General features: G+C 67.3%; 25 protein-coding genes. 14 read left to right on the forward strand and 11 right to left on the reverse strand.

Annotation, left to right across the window (positions count from 1 at the left end):
- Positions 1-6: 6 nt before the first annotated feature.
- Positions 7-1,230, reverse strand: a complete 1,224-nt coding sequence (locus G7Y85_RS10590) for an efflux RND transporter periplasmic adaptor subunit (RefSeq protein WP_166256184.1) — start codon at positions 1,228-1,230, stop codon at positions 7-9.
- 201 nt (positions 1,231-1,431) lie between these two features.
- Between G7Y85_RS10590 and G7Y85_RS10595 the strand changes: the two genes are divergently transcribed.
- Positions 1,432-2,112, forward strand: a complete 681-nt coding sequence (locus tag G7Y85_RS10595) for a TetR/AcrR family transcriptional regulator (protein WP_166256187.1) — start codon at positions 1,432-1,434, stop codon at positions 2,110-2,112.
- A gap of 76 nt (positions 2,113-2,188) precedes the next feature.
- Here G7Y85_RS10595 and G7Y85_RS10600 read toward each other — a convergent pair whose 3' ends face one another.
- Positions 2,189-3,340 carry a lipid A deacylase LpxR family protein gene (locus G7Y85_RS10600; protein WP_166256190.1) on the reverse strand — a complete coding sequence of 384 codons (1,152 nt, stop codon included), beginning with the start codon at positions 3,338-3,340 and terminating at the stop codon, positions 2,189-2,191.
- Positions 3,341-3,799: 459 nt separating this feature from the next.
- Here G7Y85_RS10600 and G7Y85_RS10605 point away from each other — a divergent pair, with 459 nt between their 5' ends.
- From G7Y85_RS10605 to trpC, 3 genes are read left to right on the forward strand one after another with little or no spacing between them, the layout of a single operon-like run.
- Positions 3,800-4,381 carry an anthranilate synthase component II gene (locus tag G7Y85_RS10605; protein ID WP_166256194.1) on the forward strand — a complete coding sequence of 194 codons (582 nt, stop codon included), beginning with the start codon at positions 3,800-3,802 and terminating at the stop codon, positions 4,379-4,381.
- Complete coding sequence (gene trpD / locus G7Y85_RS10610) at positions 4,381-5,418, forward strand: anthranilate phosphoribosyltransferase (RefSeq protein WP_166256198.1); 1,038 nt, start codon at positions 4,381-4,383, stop codon at positions 5,416-5,418. Before G7Y85_RS10605 ends, trpD begins: the two co-directional genes overlap by 1 nt.
- 17 nt (positions 5,419-5,435) lie before the next feature.
- A complete protein-coding gene (trpC, locus tag G7Y85_RS10615) occupies positions 5,436-6,236 on the forward strand; it encodes an indole-3-glycerol phosphate synthase TrpC (protein WP_166256201.1) in 801 nt (266 codons plus the stop codon).
- 24 nt (positions 6,237-6,260) lie between these two features.
- On the opposite strand, the gene G7Y85_RS10620 is transcribed toward trpC, so the two are convergent.
- A complete protein-coding gene (locus G7Y85_RS10620; protein ID WP_166256204.1) occupies positions 6,261-6,899 on the reverse strand; it encodes a cyclic nucleotide-binding domain-containing protein in 639 nt (212 codons plus the stop codon).
- Positions 6,900-6,981: 82 nt separating this feature from the next.
- On the opposite strand from G7Y85_RS10620, the gene G7Y85_RS10625 reads away from it, so the two are divergent.
- Positions 6,982-7,404, forward strand: coding sequence for an OsmC family protein (locus G7Y85_RS10625; protein WP_166256207.1), 423 nt, complete (start codon positions 6,982-6,984; stop codon positions 7,402-7,404).
- A gap of 161 nt (positions 7,405-7,565) precedes the next feature.
- A complete protein-coding gene (gene speD / locus G7Y85_RS10630; RefSeq protein ID WP_166256210.1) occupies positions 7,566-8,384 on the forward strand; it encodes an adenosylmethionine decarboxylase in 819 nt (272 codons plus the stop codon).
- Positions 8,385-8,473: 89 nt separating this feature from the next.
- Here the strand turns inward: speD and coq7 are convergent, their stop codons facing one another.
- Complete coding sequence (coq7, locus tag G7Y85_RS10635) at positions 8,474-9,154, reverse strand: 2-polyprenyl-3-methyl-6-methoxy-1,4-benzoquinone monooxygenase (RefSeq protein ID WP_166256213.1); 681 nt, start codon at positions 9,152-9,154, stop codon at positions 8,474-8,476.
- A 33-nt stretch (positions 9,155-9,187) separates the two neighbouring features.
- On the opposite strand from coq7, the gene holA reads away from it, so the two are divergent.
- The 5 genes from holA to rlmH are packed head-to-tail and all read left to right on the forward strand — an operon-like array spanning position 9,188 to position 13,273.
- Positions 9,188-10,240 carry a DNA polymerase III subunit delta gene (holA, locus tag G7Y85_RS10640; RefSeq protein WP_194241156.1) on the forward strand — a complete coding sequence of 351 codons (1,053 nt, stop codon included), beginning with the start codon at positions 9,188-9,190 and terminating at the stop codon, positions 10,238-10,240.
- Complete coding sequence (locus tag G7Y85_RS10645) at positions 10,237-11,526, forward strand: glutamate-5-semialdehyde dehydrogenase (protein WP_166256216.1); 1,290 nt, start codon at positions 10,237-10,239, stop codon at positions 11,524-11,526. The genes holA and G7Y85_RS10645 overlap by 4 nt, the downstream gene beginning before the upstream one ends.
- 24 nt (positions 11,527-11,550) lie before the next feature.
- Positions 11,551-12,213, forward strand: coding sequence for a nicotinate-nucleotide adenylyltransferase (gene nadD, locus G7Y85_RS10650; protein ID WP_166256219.1), 663 nt, complete (start codon positions 11,551-11,553; stop codon positions 12,211-12,213).
- Positions 12,197-12,778 (forward strand): ribosome silencing factor, encoded by a 582-nt coding sequence (gene rsfS / locus G7Y85_RS20265; protein WP_166256222.1) that lies wholly within the window; start codon positions 12,197-12,199, stop codon positions 12,776-12,778. Before nadD ends, rsfS begins: the two co-directional genes overlap by 17 nt.
- A gap of 24 nt (positions 12,779-12,802) precedes the next feature.
- On the forward strand, positions 12,803-13,273 hold the full coding sequence (gene rlmH / locus G7Y85_RS10660; protein ID WP_166256225.1) for a 23S rRNA (pseudouridine(1915)-N(3))-methyltransferase RlmH: 471 nt from the start codon (positions 12,803-12,805) through the stop codon (positions 13,271-13,273).
- Between the two features lie 65 nt (positions 13,274-13,338).
- On the opposite strand, the gene G7Y85_RS10665 is transcribed toward rlmH, so the two are convergent.
- The 7 genes from G7Y85_RS10665 to G7Y85_RS10695 all read right to left on the reverse strand — a co-directional run bounded on the left by G7Y85_RS10665 (position 13,339) and on the right by G7Y85_RS10695 (position 20,591).
- On the reverse strand, positions 13,339-14,283 hold the full coding sequence (locus tag G7Y85_RS10665) for a hypothetical protein (RefSeq protein WP_166256229.1): 945 nt from the start codon (positions 14,281-14,283) through the stop codon (positions 13,339-13,341).
- Positions 14,280-15,725 carry an ArnT family glycosyltransferase gene (locus G7Y85_RS10670; RefSeq protein ID WP_166256232.1) on the reverse strand — a complete coding sequence of 482 codons (1,446 nt, stop codon included), beginning with the start codon at positions 15,723-15,725 and terminating at the stop codon, positions 14,280-14,282. Before G7Y85_RS10670 ends, G7Y85_RS10665 begins: the two co-directional genes overlap by 4 nt.
- Positions 15,722-16,543 carry a D-alanyl-D-alanine carboxypeptidase family protein gene (locus tag G7Y85_RS10675; RefSeq protein WP_166256235.1) on the reverse strand — a complete coding sequence of 274 codons (822 nt, stop codon included), beginning with the start codon at positions 16,541-16,543 and terminating at the stop codon, positions 15,722-15,724. The genes G7Y85_RS10670 and G7Y85_RS10675 overlap by 4 nt, the downstream gene beginning before the upstream one ends.
- Before the next feature lie 265 nt (positions 16,544-16,808).
- Positions 16,809-17,195 (reverse strand): DUF805 domain-containing protein, encoded by a 387-nt coding sequence (locus tag G7Y85_RS10680; protein WP_166256238.1) that lies wholly within the window; start codon positions 17,193-17,195, stop codon positions 16,809-16,811.
- Between the two features lie 26 nt (positions 17,196-17,221).
- Positions 17,222-18,430, reverse strand: a complete 1,209-nt coding sequence (locus G7Y85_RS10685; protein WP_166256241.1) for an OmpA family protein — start codon at positions 18,428-18,430, stop codon at positions 17,222-17,224.
- Between the two features lie 43 nt (positions 18,431-18,473).
- Positions 18,474-19,967 (reverse strand): hypothetical protein, encoded by a 1,494-nt coding sequence (locus tag G7Y85_RS10690; RefSeq protein ID WP_166256244.1) that lies wholly within the window; start codon positions 19,965-19,967, stop codon positions 18,474-18,476.
- 21 nt (positions 19,968-19,988) lie between these two features.
- The gene (locus tag G7Y85_RS10695) at positions 19,989-20,591 is read right to left on the reverse strand and encodes a Yip1 family protein (protein ID WP_166256247.1); all 603 of its coding nucleotides are present in this window, start codon (positions 20,589-20,591) and stop codon (positions 19,989-19,991) included.
- 373 nt (positions 20,592-20,964) lie between these two features.
- Here G7Y85_RS10695 and G7Y85_RS10700 point away from each other — a divergent pair, with 373 nt between their 5' ends.
- From G7Y85_RS10700 to G7Y85_RS10710, 3 genes are read left to right on the forward strand one after another with little or no spacing between them, the layout of a single operon-like run.
- Positions 20,965-23,967, forward strand: a complete 3,003-nt coding sequence (locus G7Y85_RS10700) for a tetratricopeptide repeat protein (protein WP_166256250.1) — start codon at positions 20,965-20,967, stop codon at positions 23,965-23,967.
- Positions 23,968-24,023: 56 nt separating this feature from the next.
- Positions 24,024-25,298 (forward strand): DUF2157 domain-containing protein, encoded by a 1,275-nt coding sequence (locus tag G7Y85_RS10705; RefSeq protein WP_166256253.1) that lies wholly within the window; start codon positions 24,024-24,026, stop codon positions 25,296-25,298.
- Positions 25,295-25,864 carry a GDYXXLXY domain-containing protein gene (locus G7Y85_RS10710; protein ID WP_166256256.1) on the forward strand — a complete coding sequence of 190 codons (570 nt, stop codon included), beginning with the start codon at positions 25,295-25,297 and terminating at the stop codon, positions 25,862-25,864. The genes G7Y85_RS10705 and G7Y85_RS10710 overlap by 4 nt, the downstream gene beginning before the upstream one ends.
- Positions 25,865-25,915: the final 51 nt, after the last annotated feature.

Here is a 25,915-nt window from a genome sequence, read left to right on the forward strand (position 1 = left end):
CCGTTCTTAGTTGATGGCGATCGCGTCGTCGGCGACGGCGTCGCGCGCGTCGGCGGTCGGCTGCGGCGCCGGATCGCTCTTCGCGGCGACCACCACGCCCGGGTGGACGCGCTGCTGGCCGGCGACGATCACGCGTTCGCCCGGCTTGACGCCGTCGGTGACGACACGCAGCCCGTCGTGCTCGCCGCCCAGCGTCACGGCGCGGTACTGCACGGTGTTCCGGTCATCGACCACGTAGACGAACTTCTTGCTCTGATCGGTGCCGATCGCGCGCTCGTCGAGCAGGGTCGCGGCATAGCGGCCGCTGCCGAGCAGCTGCACGCGCGCGAACAGGCCCGGCGTGAAGTGGCCGTCGGGATTCGGCAGCACGGCTCGGGCGCGGATCGTGCCGGTCTGCGGATCGAGCGCGTTGTCGAGGAAGTCGATGCTGCCGGCGTGCGGATAGCCCTCCTCGTTGGCGAGGCCGACGAACACCGGCAGCTGCTTGTCGCGTTCGCTCGGGCGTTCGCCGCGGCTGGCCTGTGCGGCGTACTTCAGATAGCTGCGCTCGTCGCCGTCGAAGTAGACATAGATCGGATCGACCGACACCACCGAGGTCAGCACGGTCTGGCCGGCGACCACGTAGTTGCCGGCGGTGATCTCGGCGCGCGAGACGCGACCGTCGATCGGCGCGGTGACGCGCGTGAAGCCCAGATCGAGCTGCGCGGCTTCGACGTTGGCGCGTGCGGCGCGCAGGCCGGCGGCGGTCTGGCCGCGATTGCTGACGCGGGCGTCGTATTCCTCGCGCGAGATCGCATGCGCGGCGAGCAGGTTTTCGGCGCGGGTCGATTCGCTGGCGGCGAGCTGGTTCTGCGCGACGGCGCGGGCGAGTTCCGCCTGTGCCTGATCGAGCCGGGCCTGATAGGGACGAGGATCGATCTGGAACAGCAGATCACCCTTCTTCACCAGCGAGCCTTCGTCGAACGCGACGCGGTCGATGTAGCCGGCGACGCGCGGCCGCAGTTCGACGCGCTGCGTTGCGGCGAAGCGGCCGGTATAGGTGTCCCAGTCGACGATCTGCTGCTGCACCGCAGCGCGCACGGTGACCTCGGGCGCGGGCGGGGGCTGGGTCGCGTCGGCCGAAGCGTCGCAGCCGGAAAGGCCGGCGCTGGCGGCGACCAGCAGGGCGATCGGCAACAGGCTCAGCGTAGAATTGCGGAAGCGGGTGCGGGGGGCGGCGGTGCGGATCATCTGGTGTATCTCCCGAAAAGCGCGGTGGCGGCGGGGGCCGGCCATGGCGGGTTGTTGCCTGCTGCGATCGCCGGTCCGGCTTGACGTCGGGACCGAAACGATTGAAGCTGTACGTGTGTTACCGGTCAGTAACAGTTCGCATACGTTACCGACCGGTAACAGCCGCGTCAAGGAGTTTTTTGTGACAACCGAGGTAGCGTGATGAAAGAAGCCAAATCGCCGAGCGCCGCGCCCTGTCCGGAAGGCGGTACGCGTGTTCGCGATCGCATCTTCCGGACGGCCCGCGAACTGTTCTATCGCCAGGGCATCCGTGCCGTTGGCGTGGACGCGATCGCCTGTGGTGCCGGCACCAACAAGATGAGTTTCTACCGGAGCTTCGGGTCCAAGGACGAACTCGTCGCCGAGTGTCTGCGTGCGCAGGTTTCCGAGTTCTGGGAACACTGGGACGCCTCGATTGCCCCGCATGCCGGTGATCCGCGGCGTCAGATCGAAACGGTGTTCGAATCGTCGATGTCGAAATCCTGCGGTGCCGATGCCTGCGGCTGTCCGCTCAGCAACGCCGCGGTCGAACTGCGCGAAGCCGAGCATCCCGGCCATCAGGTGATCCGCGAATACAAGGCCGAAGTGCGCCGGCGCTTGCGCGCGCTGGCACGCGATGCCGGCGCCAGCGATGCCGAGGCGCTCGGCGATGCGCTGATGCTGCTGCTCGAAGGCAGTGCGATGACGCGCCTGACCTTCGCCGGCAACGGCGGACCCATCGTCAATTCGCTGGGCGCCGTGCACACACTGCTCGACGCCTATCTGCCGGCGCGCAAGGCAGCTGCGGCGGCCAAGGCTGCGAAACCGGCGAAGAGCGCCAGACTCGCGAAAGCAACATCCTGATTCCCCGCTCGCGGGCCGCATGAAAAAGGCCGGCGCGCGACGCCGGCTTTTTTGTGTCTTCAGCGCGCGGCGCCGGTCATAAATCGTGCGACAGCACCAGACCGCCCCAGATCAGCGAGCGGTCGCCGGGCTCGGGCTTGAGCTCCGAAGTCTGGTAGCGCATCACCCACGACAATCGGTATTCGCCGGTGATCTGCGCGGTGACGCCGAGCCAGGCTTCGCCGATCAGCGGCCGCACCTCGTGATAGCTGTATTCCAGATCGCTGCCGCGGAACTGGCCTTGCAGGAAGCTGTTGTAAAGGCGTGCGTGCGCCTTGATGCCGCCCCAGACATACAGCTCGCGCACATCCGGGTGCAGCATGCTGCCGCCGGTCGCCGGCGCCGGTTCGGCGATGTACTCGACGCGATCCGGCGGGCCGGCCCACCATGGCGTGTTGATGCGGCCCCAGCGCCATGACAGCGCCGCACTGCCTTCGGTCAGATAGCCGATGCTGGCGGCGACCGCGCTCTTGAATTCGTAGTGGGTGTGGTCGATCGATGCGCCGGCGAGCTGCAGATCCTGGCGGGTCAGCGTGTAGCGGAAGGTCGGCTCGCCGCCGCTGGAGATCTGGTGATCCCAGCCGCGCGGTTTGCGCGCGCCGATCATGCTGTGGAACGCGTCCTGGAATTCCGGCACGACATGCAGGCCGAGCACGCCGATCGACAGGCTGCTGTGATAGACCGGCCCGCTGCCGTCGCCGATGTAGCTGCGGCCGTTCGCGACGTAGAGCAGACTCGCGTAGGGACGATCGCCGGCACGCACGTCGGCCTCCTTGATGGTGCCCGGTGTGAATGCCAGACCGCCGAACTGCTGGCTGTGCAACTGGAACCCGATATCGACCGCCGCAGGCAGGAACAGGGCATCGAGCAGGCCCAGCGGCGCATCCGCCGACAGCCAGTTGCGCTGCGCGCGCCGGCCGGCCAGCGTGACCGCGATACCACCGGTGTAGTCCTCGTCGCGCTGCACCGGTGTCAGGCTGTCGTTGTCGAAATAGAAGGTCCAGCCGGCATCCTCCCTCTCGTTGCCCCAGGCATCGACCGGCGCGCCGGGTGGTGCGGCGGCGCTCGCCGGTCCGGTCGGCAGTGCCAGCAGCAGTGCGGCGAACACGGCGACTCGCGGTGCAGCGGCGCTACGGCTGCGGTCCATGCGGCCGGGTGCATCGAAAACAGCAGGGATTCTCATGTCCATGGCATCGCTCCGGGAGGCGGCGCCGGAACTCGGTGGCGCCCGCCTCGGAAAGTTACCGATCGGTAACACGCGGCGACGTTACTTACTGGTAACATTTACTGTCAAGCATGACGGGACGAACGGCCGGTCCGTCGCAGCCTGTTGCGGCGGGTCGGTGCGCCGGCGTCGACGGCCGCCGCACGTCGGGCGATGTCTTCAGCGGATCCGGCGGTCGGCCGCGCTTCCCGGCGACGCAGGGAAATTCGCGCGCGGATGCCGTACGCGTGTGCCCGCATCGCCGATGCGCCGTGCAATCATCTAAACTAGCGCGCCCGAACCGACCGCTACGCCCTCGACACATGACGCAGCACCACCCGAAATCCTGGCGACGCTGGCACTGAGTCTTCCGCCACCGCCGATGCGCGCCGCGCATCGCTGCCGCCACTGTGCGGCCGTACCGCCAAACATCCGGGATTCACCATGCTGCTGATGATCGACAACTACGATTCGTTCACCTACAACCTCGTCCAGTATTTCGGCGAGCTCGGGGTCGAGGTCGAGGTGCACCGCAACGACCGCATTTCGGTCGCCGAAGTCGCCGCGAAGAACCCGCGCCATATCGTGCTCTCGCCAGGTCCCTGCACACCGAACGAAGCCGGCATCTGCCTCGATCTGATCGAACGGCTGCAGGGCCGCTTCCCGATTCTCGGCGTCTGCCTCGGCCATCAGTCGATCGGCCAGGCTTTCGGCGGCGTCGTCGGTCGTGCACGTGCCGTGATGCACGGCAAGACCAGCGCGATCCATCATCGCGACGAAGGTGTCTTCAAGGGCTTGCCGACGCCATATCAGGCGACGCGCTATCACTCGCTGGTGGTCGAGAAGCAAGGGCTGCCGGATTGCTTCGAGGTCACGGCCTGGACCGAATTCGAGGACGGCGCGCGCGACGAGATCATGGGGTTGCGCCACAAGCAGCTGGCGATCGAAGGTGTGCAGTTCCATCCCGAATCGATCCTCACCGAGCACGGCCATCAACTGCTGAAGAACTTCGTGGAGCGTTACTGATGAGCGGCCTGAGCCCGCAGCAGGCGCTGCAGCGGACCATCGAACATCGCGAGATCTTCCACGACGAGATGGTCGGCCTGATGCGGCAGATCATGCGCGGCGAAGTCTCGCCGCTGATGACCGCGGCGATCCTCACCGGCCTGCGCGTCAAGAAGGAAACCGTGGGCGAGATCGCGGCCGCGGCGCAGGTCATGCGCGAGTTCGCGCGTACGGTCGAAACGCCGGCCTACGCGCATTTCATCGACATCGTCGGCACCGGCGGCGACGGCGCGCACACCTTCAATATCTCGACGGCCTCGATGTTCGTGGCCGCCGCCGCCGGCTGCCATATCGCCAAGCACGGCAATCGCAGCGTCTCGTCGAAGTCCGGCAGCGCCGACGTGCTCGAAGCCTTCGGTGCGGCGATCGATCTGTCTCCGACGCAGGTCGCCGCCTGCATCGAGCAGACCGGCATCGGCTTCATGTTCGCGCCGAATCATCATCCGGCGATGAAGGCAGTGGCGCCGGTGCGCAAGGAAATGGGCGTGCGCACGATCTTCAATATCCTCGGGCCGCTGACCAACCCGGCCGGCGCACCGAACATCCTGATGGGTGTGTTCCATCCGGATCTGGTCGGTATCCAGGTGCGCGTGCTGCAGCGCCTCGGCGCGCAGAACGCGCTGGTGGTCTGGGGCCGCGACAACATGGACGAGATCACGCTCGGCGGCGCGACCATGATCGGCGAGCTGCGCGACGGCGAGCTGCGCGAATACGACATCCACCCGGAAGACTTCGGCTTTGCGATGGCCGGCAGCCAGAACCTGCGCGTCGCCGACGCCGCCGAGTCGAAGGCGCGGGTGCTCGAGGCGCTGGACGACAGGCCCGGCGTGGCGCGTGACATCGTCGCCTTCAATGCCGGGGCGGCGATCTACGCGGCGCGGCGCGCCGACACGCTGATGGCCGGCATCGACGCGGCGAAAGCGGCGCTGGCGAGCGGCGCGGCGCGCGGGCGACTCGATGCCTTCGTTGCTGCCACCCGGCGCCTGAAAGCCGCCTGAGCACGGAACGACTGCCGATGTCCGACATTCTCGACACCATCCTGGCCCGCAAGGCCGATGAAATCGCGCGGCTGCGCCAGCGCTATTCGCGCAGCGCACTCGAGGCGCTGGCCAGCGCGGCCGACGCGCCGCGTGGCTTCATCTCGTCGCTGGCGGCGAAGGTCGCGGCCGGCGGTGCCGGCGTGATCGCCGAGATCAAGCGCGCGTCGCCGAGCAAGGGGCTGATCCGCGAGGACTTCGATCCGGCCTGGCTGGCGCGCGAATACGAGGACGGTGGCGCGGCCTGCCTGTCGGTGCTCACCGACGAGAAATTCTTCCAGGGCCACAACGCGTTTCTCGTGCAGGCGCGCGCCGCCTGCGCACTGCCGGTGATCCGCAAGGACTTCATCGTCGACGACTGGCAGATCGTCGAAGCGCGCGCGATCGGGGCCGATTGCGTGTTGCTGATTGCGGCGGCGCTGGCGCCCCTGCAGCTCAAGGCGCTGTACGCGGCGGCGCGGGCCTGGCAACTCGACGTGCTGGTCGAGGTGCATGACCGCGGTGAACTCGATCAGGTGCTCGGTGCCGATCTCGCCGACGGCTGGTTGCTGGGCATCAACAACCGCAACCTGCGCAGCTTCGCGACCTCGCTGGACACGACGCTCGATCTGCTGCCGCGGATTCCGGCCGATGTGCCGGTGGTGACCGAAAGCGGTATCGCGATGCCGGCCGATGTCGCGCGCATGCGTGCCGGCGGCGTGCATCGCTTCCTGATCGGCGAATCGCTGATGCGCCAGGACCGGCCGTCGGCGGCGCTGAAGACGCTGATCGGCGGCTGAAGTCGCCGCCGCGGCGTCCGCGTTTCAGGCCGCGACCGGCTTGCTGACGCCGACCACCAGAATGCTGCGGCCCTGGGTCAGCACGATGCCGTCTTCTTCGAGTTTCTTCAGGACGCGGCCGGACATTTCGCGCGAGCAGCCGACCAGGCGGGCGAGCTCCTGACGGCTGGTGCGGATGATCGTGCCGCGCGGGTTGGCGACCGATTCGCGCTTCTTGGTCAGGTCGATCAGCGTGCGCGCCATGCGGCCGGCGACATCGAGGAACGCCAGATCGAACAGGCGGCGCGTCGTTTCGCGCAGGCGGCTGGCGAGCTGGCCGGCGATCTCGAACATGATGTCCGGATTCTCGCGGTAGAACTTCATGAACGCTTCGTAGTTCAGTTCCGCCGCCAGTGTCGGCGTGCGCGTGCGAACGATCGCGGTGCGCGCCAGCTGGTCCTGGAACAGACACAGCTCGCCGAAGAAATCGCCCGGATTGAGGTAGGCCAGCACGATTTCGCGGCCGTTTTCGTCTTCGAGCAGGATGCTGACCGAGCCTTCGAGGATCAGGTAGATCGACTGCGGCGGGTCGCCGGCAAGCATGAGCGTATGCTTGGGCGCGTAACTGCGCTTGTGCGCCTGCTGCACGAAATTCTGCACGGCAGGCTTGCTGAAGATGGACATCGACGCACTTCCCCCAAAGTTTGCCGTCCGGACGACAGCTGCGAAAATAGCACAGCCATATCGGCGGATTCCGGAGATTGCCTTGAAAGCTCGCGTCAAATGGGCCGAAAACGCCGCATTCATTGCCGAAAGCGGCAGCGGACACGCCATCGTCTGCGACGGTCCGCCGGAGATCGGCGGCCGCAATCTGGGGCCGCGGCCGATGGAATTGCTGTTGATGGGCGTCGGTGCGTGCTCGGCCGTCGATGTCACGCTGATTCTCAAGAAATCCCGGCAGCAGGTCCGCGACTGCTGGGTGGAGCTCGAAGCCGAGCGTGCCGAAACCGAGCCCAAGGTCTTTACCGCGATCCGCATGCACTTCGTCGTCGTCGGTACCCGGCTCGCCGAAAATCACGTCAGGCGCGCCGTGGAACTGTCGGCCGAGAAGTACTGCTCGGCGTCGATCATGCTCGGCCGTGCCGGCGTGACGATCACTCACGACTACGAGATTCGCGAGGCCGACTGAGGCCGGTTTCCGCAGCGGGCCGGCCATCGGCGGATTCACACAAGTGACGCGGTTTTGACGCATAATCCGCCGCCCCAAGGGTGCGCGCCGGTTCCGGCGCGTTCGGCGTTTTGGGGGGCTCTCGCTTTGCGGGGCTTCCCTTGTATGACTGGAGTACGACATTGGCCAAGGCCAAGCCGAAACGGACCGACAATCCGAAACTGAAGCTGCTCGGCTTCAACAATCTGACGAAGTCGCTGTCGTTCAACATCTACGACATCTGCTACGCGCGTTCCAAGCAGCATCAGCAGGAATACATCGAGTACATCGACGAGGCGTACAACGCCGAGCGCCTGACGGCGATCCTGACCGAAGTGGCGCGCATCATCGGCGCCAATATCCTCAACGTCGCCCGTCAGGACTACGATCCGCAGGGCGCGTCGGTGACGATGCTGATTTCGGAAGGTCATCTCGACGGTCTGCCGACGCCGGGCAAGAAGAAGAACGTCGACAAGGATTCGGTCGTCGCGCACCTCGACAAGTCGCATATCACGGTGCACACCTATCCGGAAACCCATCCGGACAACGGCATCTCGACCTTCCGCGCCGACATCGACGTGTCGACCTGCGGCAAGATTTCGCCGCTGAAGGCCCTGAACTATCTGATCAAGTCGTTCGAATCCGATATCGTCGTCATGGACTACCGGGTGCGGGGTTTCACGCGCAACGTGCGCGGCGCCAAGCACTTCATCGATCACTCGGTCGAATCGATTCAGGACTTCCTCAGCGCCGACATCAAGAACCGCTACCAGATGATCGACGTCAACGTCTATCAGGAGTTCATCTTCCACACGAAGATGCGCCTGAAGGAGCTCGATCTCGACACCTACCTGTTCGGTGAAGGCGTGACCGAACTGCCGCCGCGTGAAGCCAGGAAGATTCGCGACAACGTCAATCACGAGATCAGCGAAATCTTCTACGGGATGAACATCTCGCGTTGAAGATCGTCGATGCGCGAACGTAAAAGGGCCGCACTGATGCGGCCCTTCTTGTTCAGGCAATCGCGGCTTGCGCCGCTCCTGCAACGCGCCTACAGGCGGTAGGCGCCGAACTTCATCAGCTTCGCCACCTGGCGCATCAGGTCGCGCACCGGCATCGGGACCGGTGCGGCGCCGGCGTCGCGCGCCTCGTCGCCGTGACGCTGTTCGTCGCGGCGCATCGTTTCGAGGATCGCGCGGCTGCGCTCGTCGGTTTCCGGCAATTGCTGCAGATGCTCGTCGAGATGTTCCGAGACCTGCCTTTCGGTTTCCTGGACGAAACCGAGGCTGGCGGCGTCGCCGCGCAGGCCGGCGAGCGCGCCGATCGCGAACGAGCCGGCGTACCACAGCGGCTGCAGCTTGCTGGGTGCGTCGTCGAGTTCCCGCAGACGCTCCTCGCACCAGCGCAGGTGGTCGCGTTCTTCGCGGGCGGCTTCGAGCAGATGGCGGCGGGTGTCCGGATCGCGCGCGGTCAGGGCCTGGCCGTGGTAGAGCGCCTGCGCGGAAATCTCGCCGGCGTGGTTGATGCGCATCAGGCCGGCGACATGGCGGCGTTCGTCTGCCGGCAGTTTCGCGTCGCGCGCGCTGCCGGCGGGATTGGCGCGGCCGGCGCCATGACGGCGTTCGGCCAGCAGCGACAGGCCGCGGCCGATGAAGGACAGCAGCGGGTCGGCCGGGCCGGGCTCGCGTTCGGCCGGGCGCGGTGCGCGCGGCGACGGATCGGAAGGTTTCATGGTGCCATTCTAGCCGGCGGCGCATTACGTAGAATGCCCGCACCTTTCGCTTTCCTGCCGACCGTGCAACTCCGACCGAACCAGATCCATACGCATCTCGCCAAGGGTCTCGCGCCGCTGTATCTGGTGGCCGGCGAAGAGCCCTTGTTGATGCAGGAAACCCTGGACGCGATCCGCGCGGCCGCCCGCAAGGCCGGCTTCAGCGAACGCGAGGTGCTCGATGTCGAACGCGGCTTTTCATGGCAGCGCGTGATCGACGCCTGCGCGAGCCTGTCGCTGTTCGCCAGCCAGCGCATCGTCGAGGTGCGGATGACAGCCGGCCCGGACGACGAGGGCCGCAAGATGCTGCAGGCGCTCGCACCGCAGCTGCAGCGCGATACCTTGCTGATCGTCGTCTGTGGCGCGCTCGACAAGCGCCAGCGCGAGGCGGCCTGGTTCAAGGCGCTCGATGCGGCCGGCGCCAGCGTCTACGTCTGGCCGGTCAAGACCGAGGAATTCGTGCCGTGGCTGGACGCGCGCCTGAAGGCGGCCGGCGTGCAGATCGAGGCCGACGCGGTCAAGCTGCTGGCCGAACGCACCGAGGGCAATCTGCTGGCTGCCGCGCAGGACGTGGAAAAGCTCAAGCTGCTGTTCGCCGGCGAGCGCATCGATGCCGAAGCGCTGGCGCAGGCAGTCGCCGACAGTGCCCGTTTCGAGGCTTTCGATCTCAATGACCGCCTGCTCGACGGCGATGCGGTCGGCGCCGTGCGCAGCCTGCAGCGCCTGCGCGAGGAGGGGCTGTCGCCGCTGGAGATTCTCGGCGCGTTGTCCTGGTGCCTGCGCTCGCTGAGCAAGGCGGCGATCCACAACACCAGGGTCCGCGACGCCGCCACGGCGCTGGAAATGGCCGGTGTGCGGCGCTTCCAGCAGGCCAAGTACCTGAAAGCATTGCCCCGCGTGCGGCCCGGCGAGGCGATGAACTGGATGCGCCGCATCGCGCAGGTCGACCAGATGGTCAAGACCGGCCAGGACGCGGCGGCATGGGAAGAATTGCTAACATTGATTCTTGCCGCCAGCGGGGCGGCTCCGCGTCCCACCCGAACATGAATGCTGCTGCAAAACCGGTCCGTGCCAAGGCCGACAACATCGCCGCCTATATGCACGAACGCGGACAGCGTGCGCGGACCGCGGCGCGGCTGATCGCGCGCGCCGACACCGGCACCAAGAACGCGGCGCTGTTCGCATTGGCGCAGGCGATCCTCGACGATGCCGACGCGATCCTTGCCGCCAACGCGCAGGACCTGCGCGAAGGCCGCAACAAGAAGCTCGATGCGGCGCTGCTCGAACGGCTGGAACTGAACCGCGCGCGGGTCGACGCGATGGCCGACGGCGTGCGTCAGGTCGCGGCGCTGGCCGATCCGGTCGGCGAGATCACCGACATGAAGCTGCGGCCGTCCGGCATCCAGGTCGGCCACATGCGCGTGCCGCTGGGCGTGGTCGGCATCATCTACGAATCGCGGCCGAACGTGACGGCCGACGCCGCGGCGCTGTGCCTGAAATCCGGCAACGCGGCGATCCTGCGCGGCGGCTCGGAAGCACTGCGCTCGAATCTGGCGATCGCCCGTTGCCTCGAACGCGCGCTCGGCGACGCCGGTCTACCGAAGGACGCGGTGCAGATCCTCGACATCACCGACCGTCGCGCCGTCACCGAACTCGTGGCGATGCCCGAATTCGTCGACGTCATCATTCCGCGCGGCGGCAAGGGTCTGGTCGCTGCGGTGTCGGAAGCCGCGCGCGTGCCGGTGATCAAGCATCTCGACGGCATCTGCCACGTCTACATCGACGCGGCGGCCGATCTGGAAAAGGCGGTCGCAGTCGCGGTCAATGCCAAGACCCAGCGTTACGGCACCTGCAACACGATGGAGACCTTGCTGCTCGATGCCGCGATCGCCGAACGCGTGCTGCCGACGCTGGCCGAAATCTATACCGAGGCCGGCGTCGAACTGCGCGGCTGCGCGCGCACGCGCAAGCTGCTGCCGGACGCCAAGGCGGCGACCGAGGAAGACTGGCGCACCGAATACCTCGCACCGATCCTGGCGATCCGCATCGTCGACGGCCTCGACCAGGCGATCGATCACATCGAGACCTACGGCTCGCATCACACCGACAGCATCGTCACCGAGAACCTCACGCATGCGCGCCGCTTCCTGCGCGAAGTCGATTCGAGCTCGGTGATGGTCAATGCCTCGACACGTTTCGCCGACGGCTACGAGTACGGGTTGGGCGCCGAGATCGGCATCAGCACCGACAAGTTCCATGCGCGCGGCCCGGTCGGACTGGAAGGCCTGACCTCGCTGAAGTGGGTCGTGATGGGCGACGGTTCGGTTCGTTGAGCGCAAGCCTGTGATGAGCGATTCGTGAAGGCGATCGGCATCTTCGGTGGCGCTTTCGCGCCGTTCCACAACGGACATCTGCGCGTCGCGATCGAGGCGCGCGACAAGCTCGATCTCAACCAGGTGCGGCTCATTCCCACCGCGCATGCCGCGCATCGCCCGGATTCGCGCATCTCGCCCCTGCGTCGTCTCGAATGGCTGCGCCTGGCGGTGCGTCGCGAAAAGAACCTGATCCCGGACGACCGCGAAATCCAGCGCGCCGGTGTTTCCTACACCGTCGACACGCTCAGCGAACTGCGCCAGGACTTTCCGCGTGCGGCACTGGTGCTGATCATGGGCAGCGATGCCTTCGAGCACTTCCATACCTGGAGCCGCTGGCAACAGATCATCGATCTGGCGCATGTCGCGGTGATCACGCGGCCCGGCAGCGAACCGCGGCCGAGTGCGGAGACCCGCGAGATTCTCGCCGGCCGCCGCGCGCCCGACGCCGCGGCGCTGCATCGTCAGGCTGGCGGCCTGTGGCTGCCGCTGGAAATGCCGCTGCTCGACATTTCGTCGACGCGTATCCGTCGCCTGCTCAAGCAGGAGCGTTCCGTGCGCGCACTGGTGCCGGATGCGATACTCAATGCCATGACCGCTGCGGACGTCGCGGCGCTGACCCAGGACAACGATGCCACGCAACACTAAGTCGATGGACCCGCTGCTCAAGCTCGCGATCGGCGCGCTTGAAGACATGAAGGCGCAGAACATCACCGTCCTCGACGTGATGAAACTGACGACGGTCACCGACACGATGATCATCTGCACCGGCACGTCGAACCGCCACGTCAAGTCGCTGGCACAGAATGTCGCCGAAGACGCCAAGCATGCCGGCTTCCAGCCGCTCGGCATCGAAGGCACCGAGCAGGGCGAATGGGTGCTGGTCGATCTCGGCGGGGTGGTCGTGCACGTCATGCAGGCGCAGGCGCGTGCGTTCTATCAGCTCGAAAAGCTCTGGGCCGTCGCCGAAGAGGCCGAGGCCGCGCCGGTCGTGAAGAAGCCGGCCAAGCCGCAGCGCAGCACGACGACCAAGGCCAGGCGCGCCGCCGCCAAGGCGGCCGGCGTCAAGGCCAAGCCGGTCAACGCCGGCGTCAAGAAACGCGCCCCGTCCAAAGCGGCGGCCGGCGCCACCGGCAAGGCGCCCGCGAAGAACGCCGCCGCCGGCAAGCCTGCCGCGAAGAAGGCGGCACCGCGCAAGGCTGCCCGCAAGTAGCCGCGCGTCGCGCGCGATCCGGGCATGCGCATCTGGCTGATCGCCGTCGGCACGCGCATGCCGGACTGGGTGGAAACCGCGTATCGCGACTACGCTGCGCGCCTGCCGCATGAATGCCGGCTCGAACTGGTCGAGATCGCGCCGGCGCAGCGCGGCAAGAACGCCGATCTGGCGCGCGCCAAACACCAGGAAGGCGAGAAGATCCTCAAGGCCTTGCCGCGGGATGCGCTGATCATCGCGCTCGACGAACACGGCCGTCAGCATGGCAGTGTCGAATGGGCAGGCGAGCTGAAAGCCTGGATGCAGTCAGGGCGCGATACCTGTCTGCTGATCGGCGGCCCGGACGGACACTCACCCGAAGTGCTGGCACGCGCCGAACAGAAGTGGGCGCTATCGAAAATGACCTTGCCGCACGCGCTGGTGCGGGTGTTCGTTGCCGAGCAGTTGTTCCGTGCCTGGAGCCTGAATGCCAATCACCCGTACCACCGTGCCTGAGCGCGGGCGGGCGCTGCAAAGGAGATGCGGCGCCACGCCCGCCCGGCAGCTTCGAGCTGCGGTCGTCAGTGTCCGAACAGCGAACCGAGCGCCTTCTTCGCGGAGTCGGTGAGCTTGGCTGCCGCCTGCTCGGCCTTGCGCGGTGCGCTGGTATAGCTGCGATAGACGATGACGGTGTTTTCCGCATTGACCGGCTGCACGTCGTCGACGGTGCCGAGCTGGCCGATGCGTTCGCAGACCTGCTGCACGCGGCCGGCGAAATCTTCGGCCTTCTCGTAGCGGTCGGCTTTCTGCTGGTAGCCGATCCCCTGCAACTGCGGCTTGAGCATCGGATTGTCGGCGTAGGCGCTGCGGGTCTGCGCGTCGGACTGGTCGAGACAGGCGGGCGCCTTTGACTTGTACTGCGAGAGTACCGCGTTGACGCTGCCGATGTAGCCCGGCAGCGCCGCGCGCAGCGCCGTGCGGTAAGCCTGCGCGGCAGGCTGCGCGCAAGCGCGGTCCACGGCGTTCAGTGCTCCCTGGCCGCAGCTTTCGGCGGCGCTCAGGTACTTGTCGGTGTCGGGCGCGAGCTTCTTCGCATACGCGGCGCGTGCTGCGTCGAGACCATTGGCGTAGCCGGTTTCGAGATCGCTCAGGCACTGCGGTGCCGCGGCTGCAGTCAGCCCCGCGGAGCTTGCCATTGCCTGCTGCTGCAGCTGCTGGATCGCCGCGTAGTTGCCGTTCATGACCTGGGCCTGCACCTTTGCCGCCATGGCCTGGGCCTGCGCTTCGGTCTGTGCCTGATGGTCCTCGTCGTACTGGTTCTTGAGTTCGTCGTAGTGCGTCTGCGCCTGGCCGAGTTGGTTGCGGATATCGCCGTAGCGCTGGCAATCGTCATCCGTGCCGTCCTTCAGCAGCGGGATCTGTGCGTAAGGATCGGCGTCGGCAAACGCGCTGAGCAGGGGCGCGCCTGCCGCGAACGCCAACGCAAGTGCTGTCAGGCGCAACAGGGTCGTATGGTCACGCATCATGGTTTCTCCGCGAGCGGCGCAGCAGTCTCGAACCGCGCGCGTGCGCCATCGGTACGCGGCTCGTCTTCAATGAGATGATCGGTTGTTGCATCGAGATTCTTCCGTGCCGCCTCGAACGTCGGATCGACTGCAAGTGCGCGCAGGAAGGCCGCGCGCGCTTGCAGTTCACGGCCTTCGAGGCGCAGCGCGACGCCGTAGTTGTTCAGCACGCGCGGCTTGTCCGGCGACTGGGACAGGGTCTGCCGCCACAGACTCGGTTCGTCGGCGTAGTCGAGGTTGCGTTCATGCGTACGCCACGCGAGCGCCGACAGCAGCGCGATCGCCGCGATGCCGGCGCTGCGCGGTGCGTGTGCCGTCGCGGCCGCGATCGCGTAGCCGAGCGTCCAGCACGCGGCGATTCCCGGCAGGTACCACTGGCGGTCGTTGGCGAGATCGAGGCGCGGCAGCAGTGAATTCGTCGGCAGGAAGTGCAGCACGCCCCAGGCCGCGCAGAACGGTGCCCAAGGCCAGCGCCTGCCCGACACGAGGCCGGCGAGCAGCAGCAGCGCGAGCAGCGCCGCCTGCGCGACCAGCGTTGCATCGACGCCGTCGGGCACGTGCAGGTCCGGGTCGATGTCGAGCGGACGCAGCAACAGCGCCTGCGCGAGCAGCCAGCAGAGGCCGCGGATTTGCGCGAGCGCGTTGTCCCAGGGCGCGCGCGTGCTCAGGCTGACCGCGAAGAATTCGTCGTAGCGCGTACGCAGCACCGCGAGCGCCAGGCCGGCAATCAGCACCAGCCAGAACGGTGCGTGGCGTACGAGCCGGCCGCGCCGCGACGGCGCCAGTGCGTCCCAGAGCAGGAGCAGCACCGGCAGCGTCGCCGCGGTTTCGCGCGCGGCGAGTCCGCCGAGAAAAAAGCCGAAGCACGCGAGCCAGCGCCACCCGCCGCCGCGTTCGAGAAAGGCGTCGTACATGGCCAGCGATGCCAGCATGAACATCGCGGAGAACGCGACCGAACTGCCACTGACATAGGTCACGGCTTCGGTGTTGACGGGCAGCACTGCGAACAGCGCGGCGCCGAAGACGGCGGCGCTTTGTGCATGTGGCGCGGGCGTTGCGCAGCGCTCGAACATGCGCCGGCCGAGATGCCAGACAAGCCCCGTGTTCAGCAGGTGGACGACGACGCTGCAGGCGTGGAACGCCAGCGGCTGGCCGCCGCCGAGCGACCAGAGCAGGGCGTCGCGCAGTTTCAGGAGCGGGCGGATGCCATGCGGCAGATAGGCGAGCAGCGCCGCGCGCGAATGGATGTCCGGGTTGTCGGCAATGACGTTGAAGTCGTCGAACTGGAAACCGGCACCCAGGACGTTGGCATAGGCGACGGCGGTCAGCGCCGCGAGCAACACCAAGCCGCCGTGACCGGGCCTGCGCACGGTGACGACGAGACCGGCGCCGGTCTCGCTCACGGCACGTTCCCGCCGAGTGCGTCGTCGAGCAGCCGCGTCGCGGTCCACCAGCGTTCGCGCGCGTCGAGCAGCACCAGCAGCGCCGCGTGTCCGTCGCGCTGTGCGTAGGCGACCAGGCAGCGTCCTGCGGCGGGCGTGGTGCCGCTCTTGATGCCGATTGCGCCGGGATAGCGGCCGATCAGTTCGTTGTGATTGCCGAAGCGGAACGTCCGCGGCGTCGCATCGAGCGTGGTGATGGCTGCCTCCGGCTGTGAAGTGCGCACGAGGATGCGCGGCTGCTGGATCGCGACCAGCGCGAGCGCGGCCAGTTCGCGCGCGGTGCTGACGTGCGCCGACGCGTCGTGTCCACAGGCATTCTCGTAATGCGTATGCACGAGGCCCAGCTCGCGTGCCCGTGCATTCATGCGCGCGACAAACGCTGCTTCGCTGCCGGCCAGCGCATCGGCGAGCGCATGGCAGGCGTCATTGTCGGAGCCGATCAGGGTTGCCGCGAGCAGATCGCCGAAGCGCAGGCGCTGGCCGGCCGACAGGCCGAGCCGGGTGCCGGTCTCCCGTGCGGCGGCGGCCGTGACGGTGACGGCCTCGCCGTCGTCGCGACCGCTTTCGACAGCGAGCAGTGCGGTCATCAGCTTCGTCAGACTCGCCATCGGCCGCCGGGTGTCGGCCGCGTGAGCGGAGACGACGGCGTCGTCACGCATCAGCAGGTGGGCAGCGGCAAGTCCGGGGTAGCGGTCCGCCACGGGAGCGGCCGCCGCGGCCGATAGGCTCAGCATCAGCGCGGCAACGGCGACGACGCACCCGCGGCGGCGATTCGTCATCGATGTTGCTTGCGAGCACGACAGGCCGCGGCGGATGCTGGCGCGGCGACGAGGAAAACCGACTCCATGGAACCCCCCTTCCCATGATGTTTCGGCGTCCGATGAGTGTAGTCGGGCTGCCGTTCCCCGTCCCGTCGACCGCCCGTCCGGCGCTGCGGCACCGGACGTGGACGAGGAGGTGCGCCTTGCCGGTACGCGGCGGGCGTGAACCGACGGCGATCGGCGACGATCCGGCGGTGCGCACGCCGGGCTTGGCGCGCGGCGGTCACGCGGCGTCGGGTCCGGGCGCCGGCACCGGCGTCGCGGTCTTCGGATCGTCGCCATAGGCGTTGCGACCGCTCTGCCCGGGCTGTGCGAAGAACACGATCAGCACGATCCAGCCGATCAGCGGAATCAGGCCTATCAGTTGCAGCCAGCCGCTCTTGCCGGTGTCGTGCAGCCGTCGTGCGCCGAGCGCGAGCGACGGTACGAGCACGGCGAGGTTGTAGAGCGTGGACAGGATGCGCAGATGCGCGATGCCGCCGACGATCGACAGGCCGAAGGTGATGAGCAAGCTGACAAGGGCGAAGGTCCAGAATTCCTCGCGATGTGCGCGGCCGTCGAACCTCGCGTAGCGGTTCTGCAGAACGTCGGGATACCAGTTCCAGTTCATGACATTTGTCTCCTCGGCCGGCGGGCTTACCGCTTCACCAGTTCCACTCGACGATTTCGGGCCCGGCCTTCGCCGGTCTTGTTGTCGGCGATCGGCTGATCGGGTCCGTGACCCGCCGAACTCAGGCGGTCGGCGGCGATGCCAGCCTTGACCAGTGCCGCGACGACCGACGCGGCGCGATCCTGCGAGAGCTTCAGGTTGTAGTCGTGGCTGCCGACGTTGTCGGTGTGACCTTCGATCGACAGCTTCAGTGTCGGCGCGTCCTTCAGCAGCGCGACGACCTGGGCGATCACCGGGGCGGCGTCCGGGCGCAGCGTGGCCTTGTCGAAGTCGAAGTTGATGTACAGCGCGACGTGTCCGTCCTTGTCGAGGGCGGTTTTCAGGGCACTGGCCTGCGGGGTCTGGATCGTCGCCTGGAACGCCTTCTCCTCGATGACGCCGATGTCGATTTCGGTTTCCTGACTGTAGATCCTGACCCAGATCGTCTGGCCGTCGTGTTCGAGCCGCGCATCGGTATTGCGCTCGTCGGTGAACAGCAGCTGCGCGCCGAGCGCCTTCAGGGCCGTTCGGTAGTTTTCCTGGATATCCAGATCGCTGTTCGCTTGCACGCCGTCGCGCGGCGAGTAGTTGACGCTGTACCTTGCGCCCTGAACTTCGACCGTGTCCTGTTCGTCGCTGTTTTTCACATCGAACTCGAGCTTGTCGAAGTTGCGCTTCTCGGGCGTGCCGGCGGTGTAGTTCGGCATGTGGCCGAGCAGGCGGTAGTCGTTGCCGGACGGCGCCGTCAGCACCTGTTTTGGCGGCTGCTTGACGACGACCGTGATGTCGATCTCGGTTTCCTGACTGTAGATCTTGAACCAGGTTTCCTGACCGTTCCTGACGATCTTGCCTTCCGTATTGCGGTCGTCGCTGAAGAGCACCTGGGCCCCGAGCTTGCCGAGCTGCTCGCGGTAGTTGGACTGGATTTCGAGGTCGGACAGCGGCTCGGTGCCGTCTTTCGGTGTGTAATCCAGCTTGCAGTAGCGGCCGGCGACGGTGACGGTATGGCTGGCGTCGCCGGCCTGCACGTCGAAGTCGGCGCTCTGGTAGTCGCGCAGTTCCGGGCCGCTGCTGTCGGCCACGTAGCTCGGCAGCGAACCGAGTGGCGCGCAGTCGCGGCCGGCGGCGAAGGCCGGCGTCAGGATTGCGCCGCACAGCACGGCGGCGCCGCAATACAGCAGGTGGTTGGCTTTCATCGGGCGTTTTCCTTGTTGCGGTGTGCGAAGACCGGCTGCCGGTTCATTCCTGAAGCACGGTCAGTTCGGCGACGTCGTTGTCGTAGTAGGGATTGCCGGCTGTCGGCGGAAAGTCCGGCGAGCGTTCGCCGTCGCGGCCGTCGAGCAGCAGGTATTCGAAATCGACCGGGCCACGGCTCTGCGGCACGTCGGCTTCGCTGATCGTCTGGCCGGCGGCGCTGTAGACGAGATGGAAAGCCGGAACGTCGGTGACGGCGCCGCCCTTGACGATCAGGCGCAGCTTGTCGAGCGCCGGCGAGTAGCCGCCGCTGGCGTTGTCGAGCACCATCGCGTCCGTGCGATCCTGCTGGTAGGTGACCGTGCGCGTGAGGCCGTCGCCACCCGGCGGCGTGCAGGCCTGGCGGATCACCACCGAGAACGGTCCGTCGGGGGCCATCGCCGCGAAGTTGCTGGCGCTGATCTGGAAGTTGTCGTCGAGGTTGATGTCGAAACTCGTGCTGTCGTCGAGTTCGTAGTCGAGTTCGGGGATCGCCGGCGGATTGGAGCCGGCGATGACCTCGCAGACGCTGCTGAACTGCACCGCGAAGTCGACGTGGTACTTGTGCGCGAACAGATGCAGGTTCCTGACCAGGGTCACTGCCGGTCCGCCATCGGGCAGCGTGAACGTGGCGCCGATCGCAACCGGGTTGCCGGATGTCGGCAGGTGCGCCGGGGCCAGGTAATGCGCGGTGCCGGCGCTGAGCGTGACGATGCTGCCTTGCGGCGTCGAGCTGCCGGGCTGCGGCATGCCGTCGACCGACCATTGCGGCGTCAGCGTGCTGAAGTCGTGCGGGTGGCTGCGATCCGGCAGGTAGGTCGCACCGACCGGGCCGTCGTCGGCCTGCACCGGATCGTATTGCACGACCTGCAGATCGACCTGCTGATTGACGAACGCTGCCGGCTTGCTGACCAGCAGATCGAGATAGGCGAAGAAGCTGTAGTCGGTGAAATGGGTGGTCGTCACCGCGAAGCTGCCTGCGGCCGTGTCGACCTGGCCGCCGTCGAGGATCTGCCATTCGCCGTCGCCGGTCTGGAAGGCGGCGCCGATCTGCGACAGGGCGCTGCCGGACGGCTGGGCGTCCGGCGGTGTGTAGCGCAGCGTGATCGGTGCAGCGAAGCTCTGCCCGTCCGGCGTGAGCCGATAGGCGAGGCCGAGGCCGCCCGGCGCCTGATTGTCGATCGGCTGGATGCCGATCGTCGTGTCCTGCGTCAGCGAACCGGATGGAATCGTCAGCGTCAACACGCCGTCGCGTGACGTCAGGCTGCCGCCAGCCGGCCCGATCACGGCAGTGCTCGGCGGTGCTGCCGGCGCGCCGACATCGGTGACGGCCGGCAATGCGTCGCCGTCCCCTGATCCACCACCATCACCGCTGCCACCATTGCCGCTGCCGCTGCCGCTGCCGCTGCCGTTGCCGCCGCCGCAGGCGACGAGCAGCAGTCCGAGCAGCAATGCCGCGGCGAGGCGGCTGCGAATCGTGAGAGATCTGGTATTCGACATGAAAATTTCCCCGTTGCGTGTTCAGACTTGGAGATCGTGCAGCGCGTCGCTCGGCAGCTGCAGCAGCGAGCCGGCGACAGCGCCGACCACGAGTGCGAGAACGATTGCGGCGATGATCACGGCCGCCGCATAGCGCCCGGCCTGCCCGGGCGGCGCCTGCATCAGCGGCGGCAGTCCGAGATAGAGCAGGTAAAGGCTGTACAGGCCGGCGGCTGTGGCGAGCAGCGACAGCGCCGGGAGCAGATGGAACAGCCCCCCCAGCCAGGCCGGCGTCGCGGCATAGGCGGAGAGCTTGATGGCCTGCATCGCGTCGGGGCGCGCCGAAAAATGCGCCGAAAACGCGTCGATCAGCTTGGCGAGCACGAACACGGCGAACAGCGTCAGGCCGTAGCTGACCAGTGCGTGTGCGAGACCGGATGGCAGCGGCACGCGATAGTGGCCGAGCCGCGGTACATCGATGCCGATCAGCGACATGCCGATGAAGGAACAGGCCGGCCCGATCGCGGCCAGTGGCAGCACATGACGCGCGTACAACTCGCGTGTCGTCTGCGGTTCGCAGGCGATCTGCTGCCAGGCGATGCGCGGCGCGATCAGCAACTGCCAGAGCCTGTGTGCCTGGGACATGGTGGTCGCTCCGGCTTCAGACGTCATGCCCGATTTCGAGCGCGTGCGGAAACGGCGCGGGGAAGTGGCCGCCGCGCAGGCGCTTCGAGCCGCTCCCTGGACACGGGCCACCAGGGGTGGTCCGGATTCGCTTCGACATGGCATTTCTCCCGATTGATGCGTGGCGATTCAGCGTGGCGGTCGACGGCTGGTGGATCGCCGCTGCCGACGTGTCGCAGGCTGCGCGACTGGCGGTCCGGAGTCCTGACAAAAAACTGACAAATCGCCGACAAATGCCGGTTGCGCGGCATTTCCGTGAACCGCATCACGGTCTGCAGGGGTGTCATCGCCAGACAGCGCTGCCATACTCGGCCGGCGACCGAGGGGAGCCGACGTGGAAGCTGCGGAGTCGTCAGGCGGCCTGCGCCGCTGGCAGTTCGGGGAATTGGTGCTCGACGAGCGCACGCTGGAACTGAGCCTGCGTGGTCAGGTACTGCGCATGCACCGCAAGCCGCTGCAGGTGCTGCTGCATCTGCTGCAGCATGCCGACGAAGTCGTGACCAAGGACGAACTGGCCGAGGCCTGCTGGCCGGGTCGCATCCTGTCCGATACCGTGCTGAGTACCACGATCAAGCGTCTGCGCGCAGTGCTCGGCGACGACGGCCAGCAGATCATCAAGACGGTACACGGCTTCGGCTATCGCTTCGTGGCGCCGGTGTCGGTCGAACTGCTGGCAGCTGAAGCACCGCCGCGCCTGGCGCTGGCGCCCGGCGATCATCCGCCGTTGCGGCCGACCTGGTCGCTTGTCGAGCGGATCGGCGGCGGTGGCAGCGGCGAAGTCTGGCGCGTCTGCCAGGACCGCACCGGCGAGCAACGCGTGTTCAAGTTCGCGGTCGACGGCGCGGCGCTGCGCGGACTCAAACGCGAGGTCACGCTGTATCGGGTGCTGCACGACAGTCTCGGCGACCATGCGCATCTGCTGAAGGTGCTCGACTGGAATCTGGAGCGCGCGCCGTTCTTCATTGAAACCGAATACGAAGCACTCGGCAGTCTGCTGCAGTGGTCGCAGGCGCAGGGCGGACTCCTGGAAGTACCGCGAGTGCAGCGCCTGAAAATGATCGCGCAGTGCGCCGAACTGCTCGCTTCGGCCCATCGCGTCGGCGTGCTGCACAAGGATCTGAAGCCGTCGAACGTGCTGGTCTCGGGGCAGGCGCCGGACTGGCAGATCAGGCTCGGCGACTTCGGCAGCGGTGGCATGCTCGATGCGCAGCGCCTGCACGCGCTCGGCATCACCCGTCTCGGCTTCACGCAGACGGTCGCCGCCTTCGACACCAGCGGCACCCCGCTGTATCTGGCGCCGGAAGTGCTGAGCGGACAGCCGTCGACGCTGCAATCGGACATTTATGCGCTCGGTGTCATGCTCTATCAGGCCGTGGTCGGCGACTGGAGCCGACCGCTGGCACCAGGCTGGGAACGGCAGGTCGACGACGAGACCCTGCGCGAGGACATCGCCGCCGCCGTTGACGGCGATCCGGCACGTCGCCTTGCCGATGCCGGCGAGCTTGCACGTCGCCTGCGGCGGCTCGACGAGCGACGCAACGAACGAGAGGCCCGAAAGCACGCGGCCGCCGAACAGGAGGAGTTTCAGCGCCGCCTGGAGCGTGCCGAATTGCGGCGGCGCTGGGCCCTGGCCTTGGCGGCCGTGCTGGTGCTCGGCATCGCCGCCGTGCTGGCGCTGTACGTGCAACTGCTCGGCAGCCAGCAACAGCGCCTGGCTGCGCTTGGCAAAGCGCGCGACGAAGCCGACATCTCGCACCAGGTGACCGACTACGTGGTCTCGCTGTTCGATGCCGCAAGTCCCGAGAAGAGTGGTGGCCGGCTGCTCGAGCCGCGCAAGCTCGTTGATCTCGGTCAGTCGCAGATCGAAAGCCGCTTCCGCGACCGACCGCAGTTGCGGGCGCGGATGCTCGGTACCGTCGGCGCACTGTATTGCAGCCTCGGGGTGCCGGATCGCTGTCAGGCCGATCTCGAACAGGCGCTTGCGTTGCAGAAGGGCGATCCCGAGGCTGATCCGCTGCAGACGGCCGAACTGCTGGGCAAACTCGGGCGGGCGTATGCCGGCGAGGCACGGTGGGCGGACGACGAGCGGATGCAGCGACAGGCGCTGGCGATTTACGAAGCGCGCCTGAACGACACCCATGACCCGCGCATCGCGGAACGTCTGGCCGCGCTGGGCGATGCCCTGCAATCCGAACAGAAGACAACCGAGAGCATCGAGGTGCTCGAACGCGCGCGCAAGCTGGCGCGCGGTGCCGATGGCAAGGACCGGCTCGAATCGGCGGATGTTCTCGGCCTGCTCGCACAGAGCTACGTGCTGGCCGGGCGGACCGACGATGCGATCGCACTGGCGGCGCAGCGCAGCGCCCTGGTGCGGACGCAGGTCGGCGCCGACGATCTGCGCTACTACGATGCGCAGTCCGATCAGGCCATCGTGCTGATGGACGCCGAGCGTTATGCCGAAGCCGAACCGATCGAACGTGCGGTGCTTGACGGCTACCTGAAGGTCTACAGCGCCGACAGTCGCCAGGTGCTCGACGTCGAGGGCAATCTCGCGGTCATACTCGATGGCGAGAACAAGGACGCCGAGTCGCTGAAATGGATGCGCGCGATCGTTGATGCCAGCAGGCGGCTGGGTCGCACCGGCGACTCCGAGTACGCGACCGAACTCGTCAATCTCGGCGAGCTGGAGGAAACCTGGGGCGATTATCCGTCGGCGCTTGAACATCTGCGCGGCGCCTATGAGATCGCGCGGCGCCACGACCGGGAGGATTCGGTTCAGGTGCTGACGATGCGTGTCAGTCTGGCGCGCGTGCTGACGAGGATGGGCCGCGCGCGCGAGGCCCTGCCGCTGCTGCAGCCGGAACTCGCCGGCAACCTGAACGGCCAGATCGCCGATCTCGAGCGCGGTCGTCGTCTGCTGGAACTCGCGGCCTGCTATCGCGATCTCGGCCGCCCGCAGCTCGCGGCACAGACCTACGATGCCGCCGAAACCCATTTTCGCAAGACGATGCCGGAATTCGCGATGGCGAAGATCGCGGTGCTGTCCGGTCGCGCGCGCCTGGCGCTGCATGAGCATCGCTATGGTCAGGCACTGGTCATGCTGCAACAGCTCGTCGACACCGATCACGCCGGCGAAAAGAGCGTGTCGCCGGGCACGCTGTACGACGAGGTCGGCGAGGCGCAGGCACTGCTCGGCCTGAAGCGTCGCGAGGAAGCGGTGAAGCTGCTCGCCGGCATTCGCGGCGATGTCGAGCGCGAACTCGCGCCGATCCATCCGGCACGCCTTGCGCTCGAACGGATACTCGGCACATCGGCTGGCACACTGCGGCACGGCTGAGCGCGAGATGCCGCTCTGCTACGCTGCCCGCCATCCGTCGCGATGATCTCCCGTCGATGAGCAAGCAAGTGGCCGCGTGGTTGTTGTCCGAGCTGCCGGAACTGGAGCGCGCCGGCGTGCTCGACGCAGCCAGTGCCGCGCGCCTGCGTGCGCACTACGCCGAGGCGGGCAGCGACACGGTCGCGCCCGGCTTGTCGGCGACGCTGGGCGCGCTGCTGCTCGGCCTCGGCGTGATCCTGCTGGTTGCGCACAACTGGGACCAATGGGGTCGCGCGCTGCGCCTGCTGGTCGTCGCGTTGCCGCTGGCGGCGGGGCAGGCGGCCTGCGCATGGACGCTGTTCCGTCATCCGGATTCGCGGGGCTGGCGCGAATGCAGCGCCACGTTCGCGGCGCTCGCGTTCGCGGCGGCGCTGGCGCTGGTGTCACAGATATTCCAGCTCGGCGGCGCCCTCGATCGCTATCTGCTGGGCTGCGCGCTGGTCGGTCTGCCGCTGCTCTATGCGCTCGATTCCAGCGTGCTCGCCGTTCTGATCGGTGCGGCCCTGCTCGGCTGGGTCGGTGCGCAGGACGAGCGTATGCGGCAGCCGCTGCTGGTGCTGCTGGCGTTCGCTACCCTGCTGCCGCATGTGGTGAGCGTCTGGCGACGTGCTCCGCACTCGATGCGCAGTACCTGGCTGATTGGCTGGCTGGTGCCGCTGGTGTTTGCCGCGCTGAGCCTGACCATGCCGGCGATGCGCCAGTTCGCGGCGTTCTGGCTGAGCGCCTGGGCGCTGCTGCTGATTCAGCTCGACAGTGCGATCGGCGGCGAGGCGTCGCTGATCCGCCGGCCGCTGCGCGCCTACGGCGAGCTGGGCTGGGCGCTGGTCGCGCTGGCGGCAACCTTCCCCGATTTCTGGCGCGAGTCCTGGTTCGGCCAGGGCGGCGCCACCACGCTCTGGCAAACCGGCCTGGTCGCGATCCTGCTGCTCGCGCTCGGGCTGTTGTGCACCGTTCATGCACTGTGGCGCCGGCGGTGGCTGCTCGCCGCCCTCTCGCTGCCGATGCTGGTGACGGCGAGCACGCAGGCGGGCTTCGGCGCGCCGCCGGCATCGCTGCTGGCACTGCTGTTCAACGCCTACGTGCTGGCGATCGGCATCGCGCTGATCAGCGAAGGCCTGCGCGCACAACGGCTGCGCGCCGTCAGCAGCGGCCTGACCCTGATTGCGGTGCTGGTGCTGCTGCGCTTCTTCGGCAGCGAGTGGTCGTTTGTCCTGCGCGGCGTCGCCTTCGTCGTGGTCGGGCTCGCGTTTCTCGCCGCCAATCTCTGGCTGCGGCGCAAGGTGCGCTCATGACACGCCTGAAACCGACCTGGCTGCTGCTCGCGCTCGCAATGCTGTTGCAGTGGGCACTGCCGGCGGGCGTCGCGCTGCACAGCGAAGCGATCCTGCGGAGCGGCACGCGCTACTACCTGCACACGGCGCCTGTGGATCCGCTCGACGCGTTTCGCGGCCGCTACGTCGCGCTGCGTTTCGCCGACGCCAGCGTTCGCCTGCCGGCAGGGCTGCCGTGGCGCGCGGACATGCGCGTCGCCGTGCCGCTGCACGTCGGACCCGATCACTTCGCCCGGTTCGGCACCCCGTCGCCGACGCCGCCGGCACAGGGCGATTACCTGATGGCGACGCTGCGCAACGTCGACGCCGACGGCGTGGCGAGCCTGGACTTGCCGTTCGATCGCTACTATCTGGACGAACGCGCGGCGCCGGCTGCAGAGCGCGCCTATCGCGCCGCGAACGCCGGCAAGACGTCCGCCGATGCCTATGTGACGATCCGCGTGCGCAACGGCGACGCGGTGCTGGAGGCGCTGTTCATCGACAACCTGCCGATCCAGCGCTATCTGGCCGGCTCGCTGCCGCATTGAATTCGCGCAGCGAAATCGCGAATGAATTGGCGCAGCGCGACCGCACTGCGG

This window comes from Solimonas terrae (genome assembly GCF_011067135.1).
Lineage (GTDB): Bacteria > Pseudomonadota > Gammaproteobacteria > Nevskiales > Nevskiaceae > Solimonas > Solimonas terrae.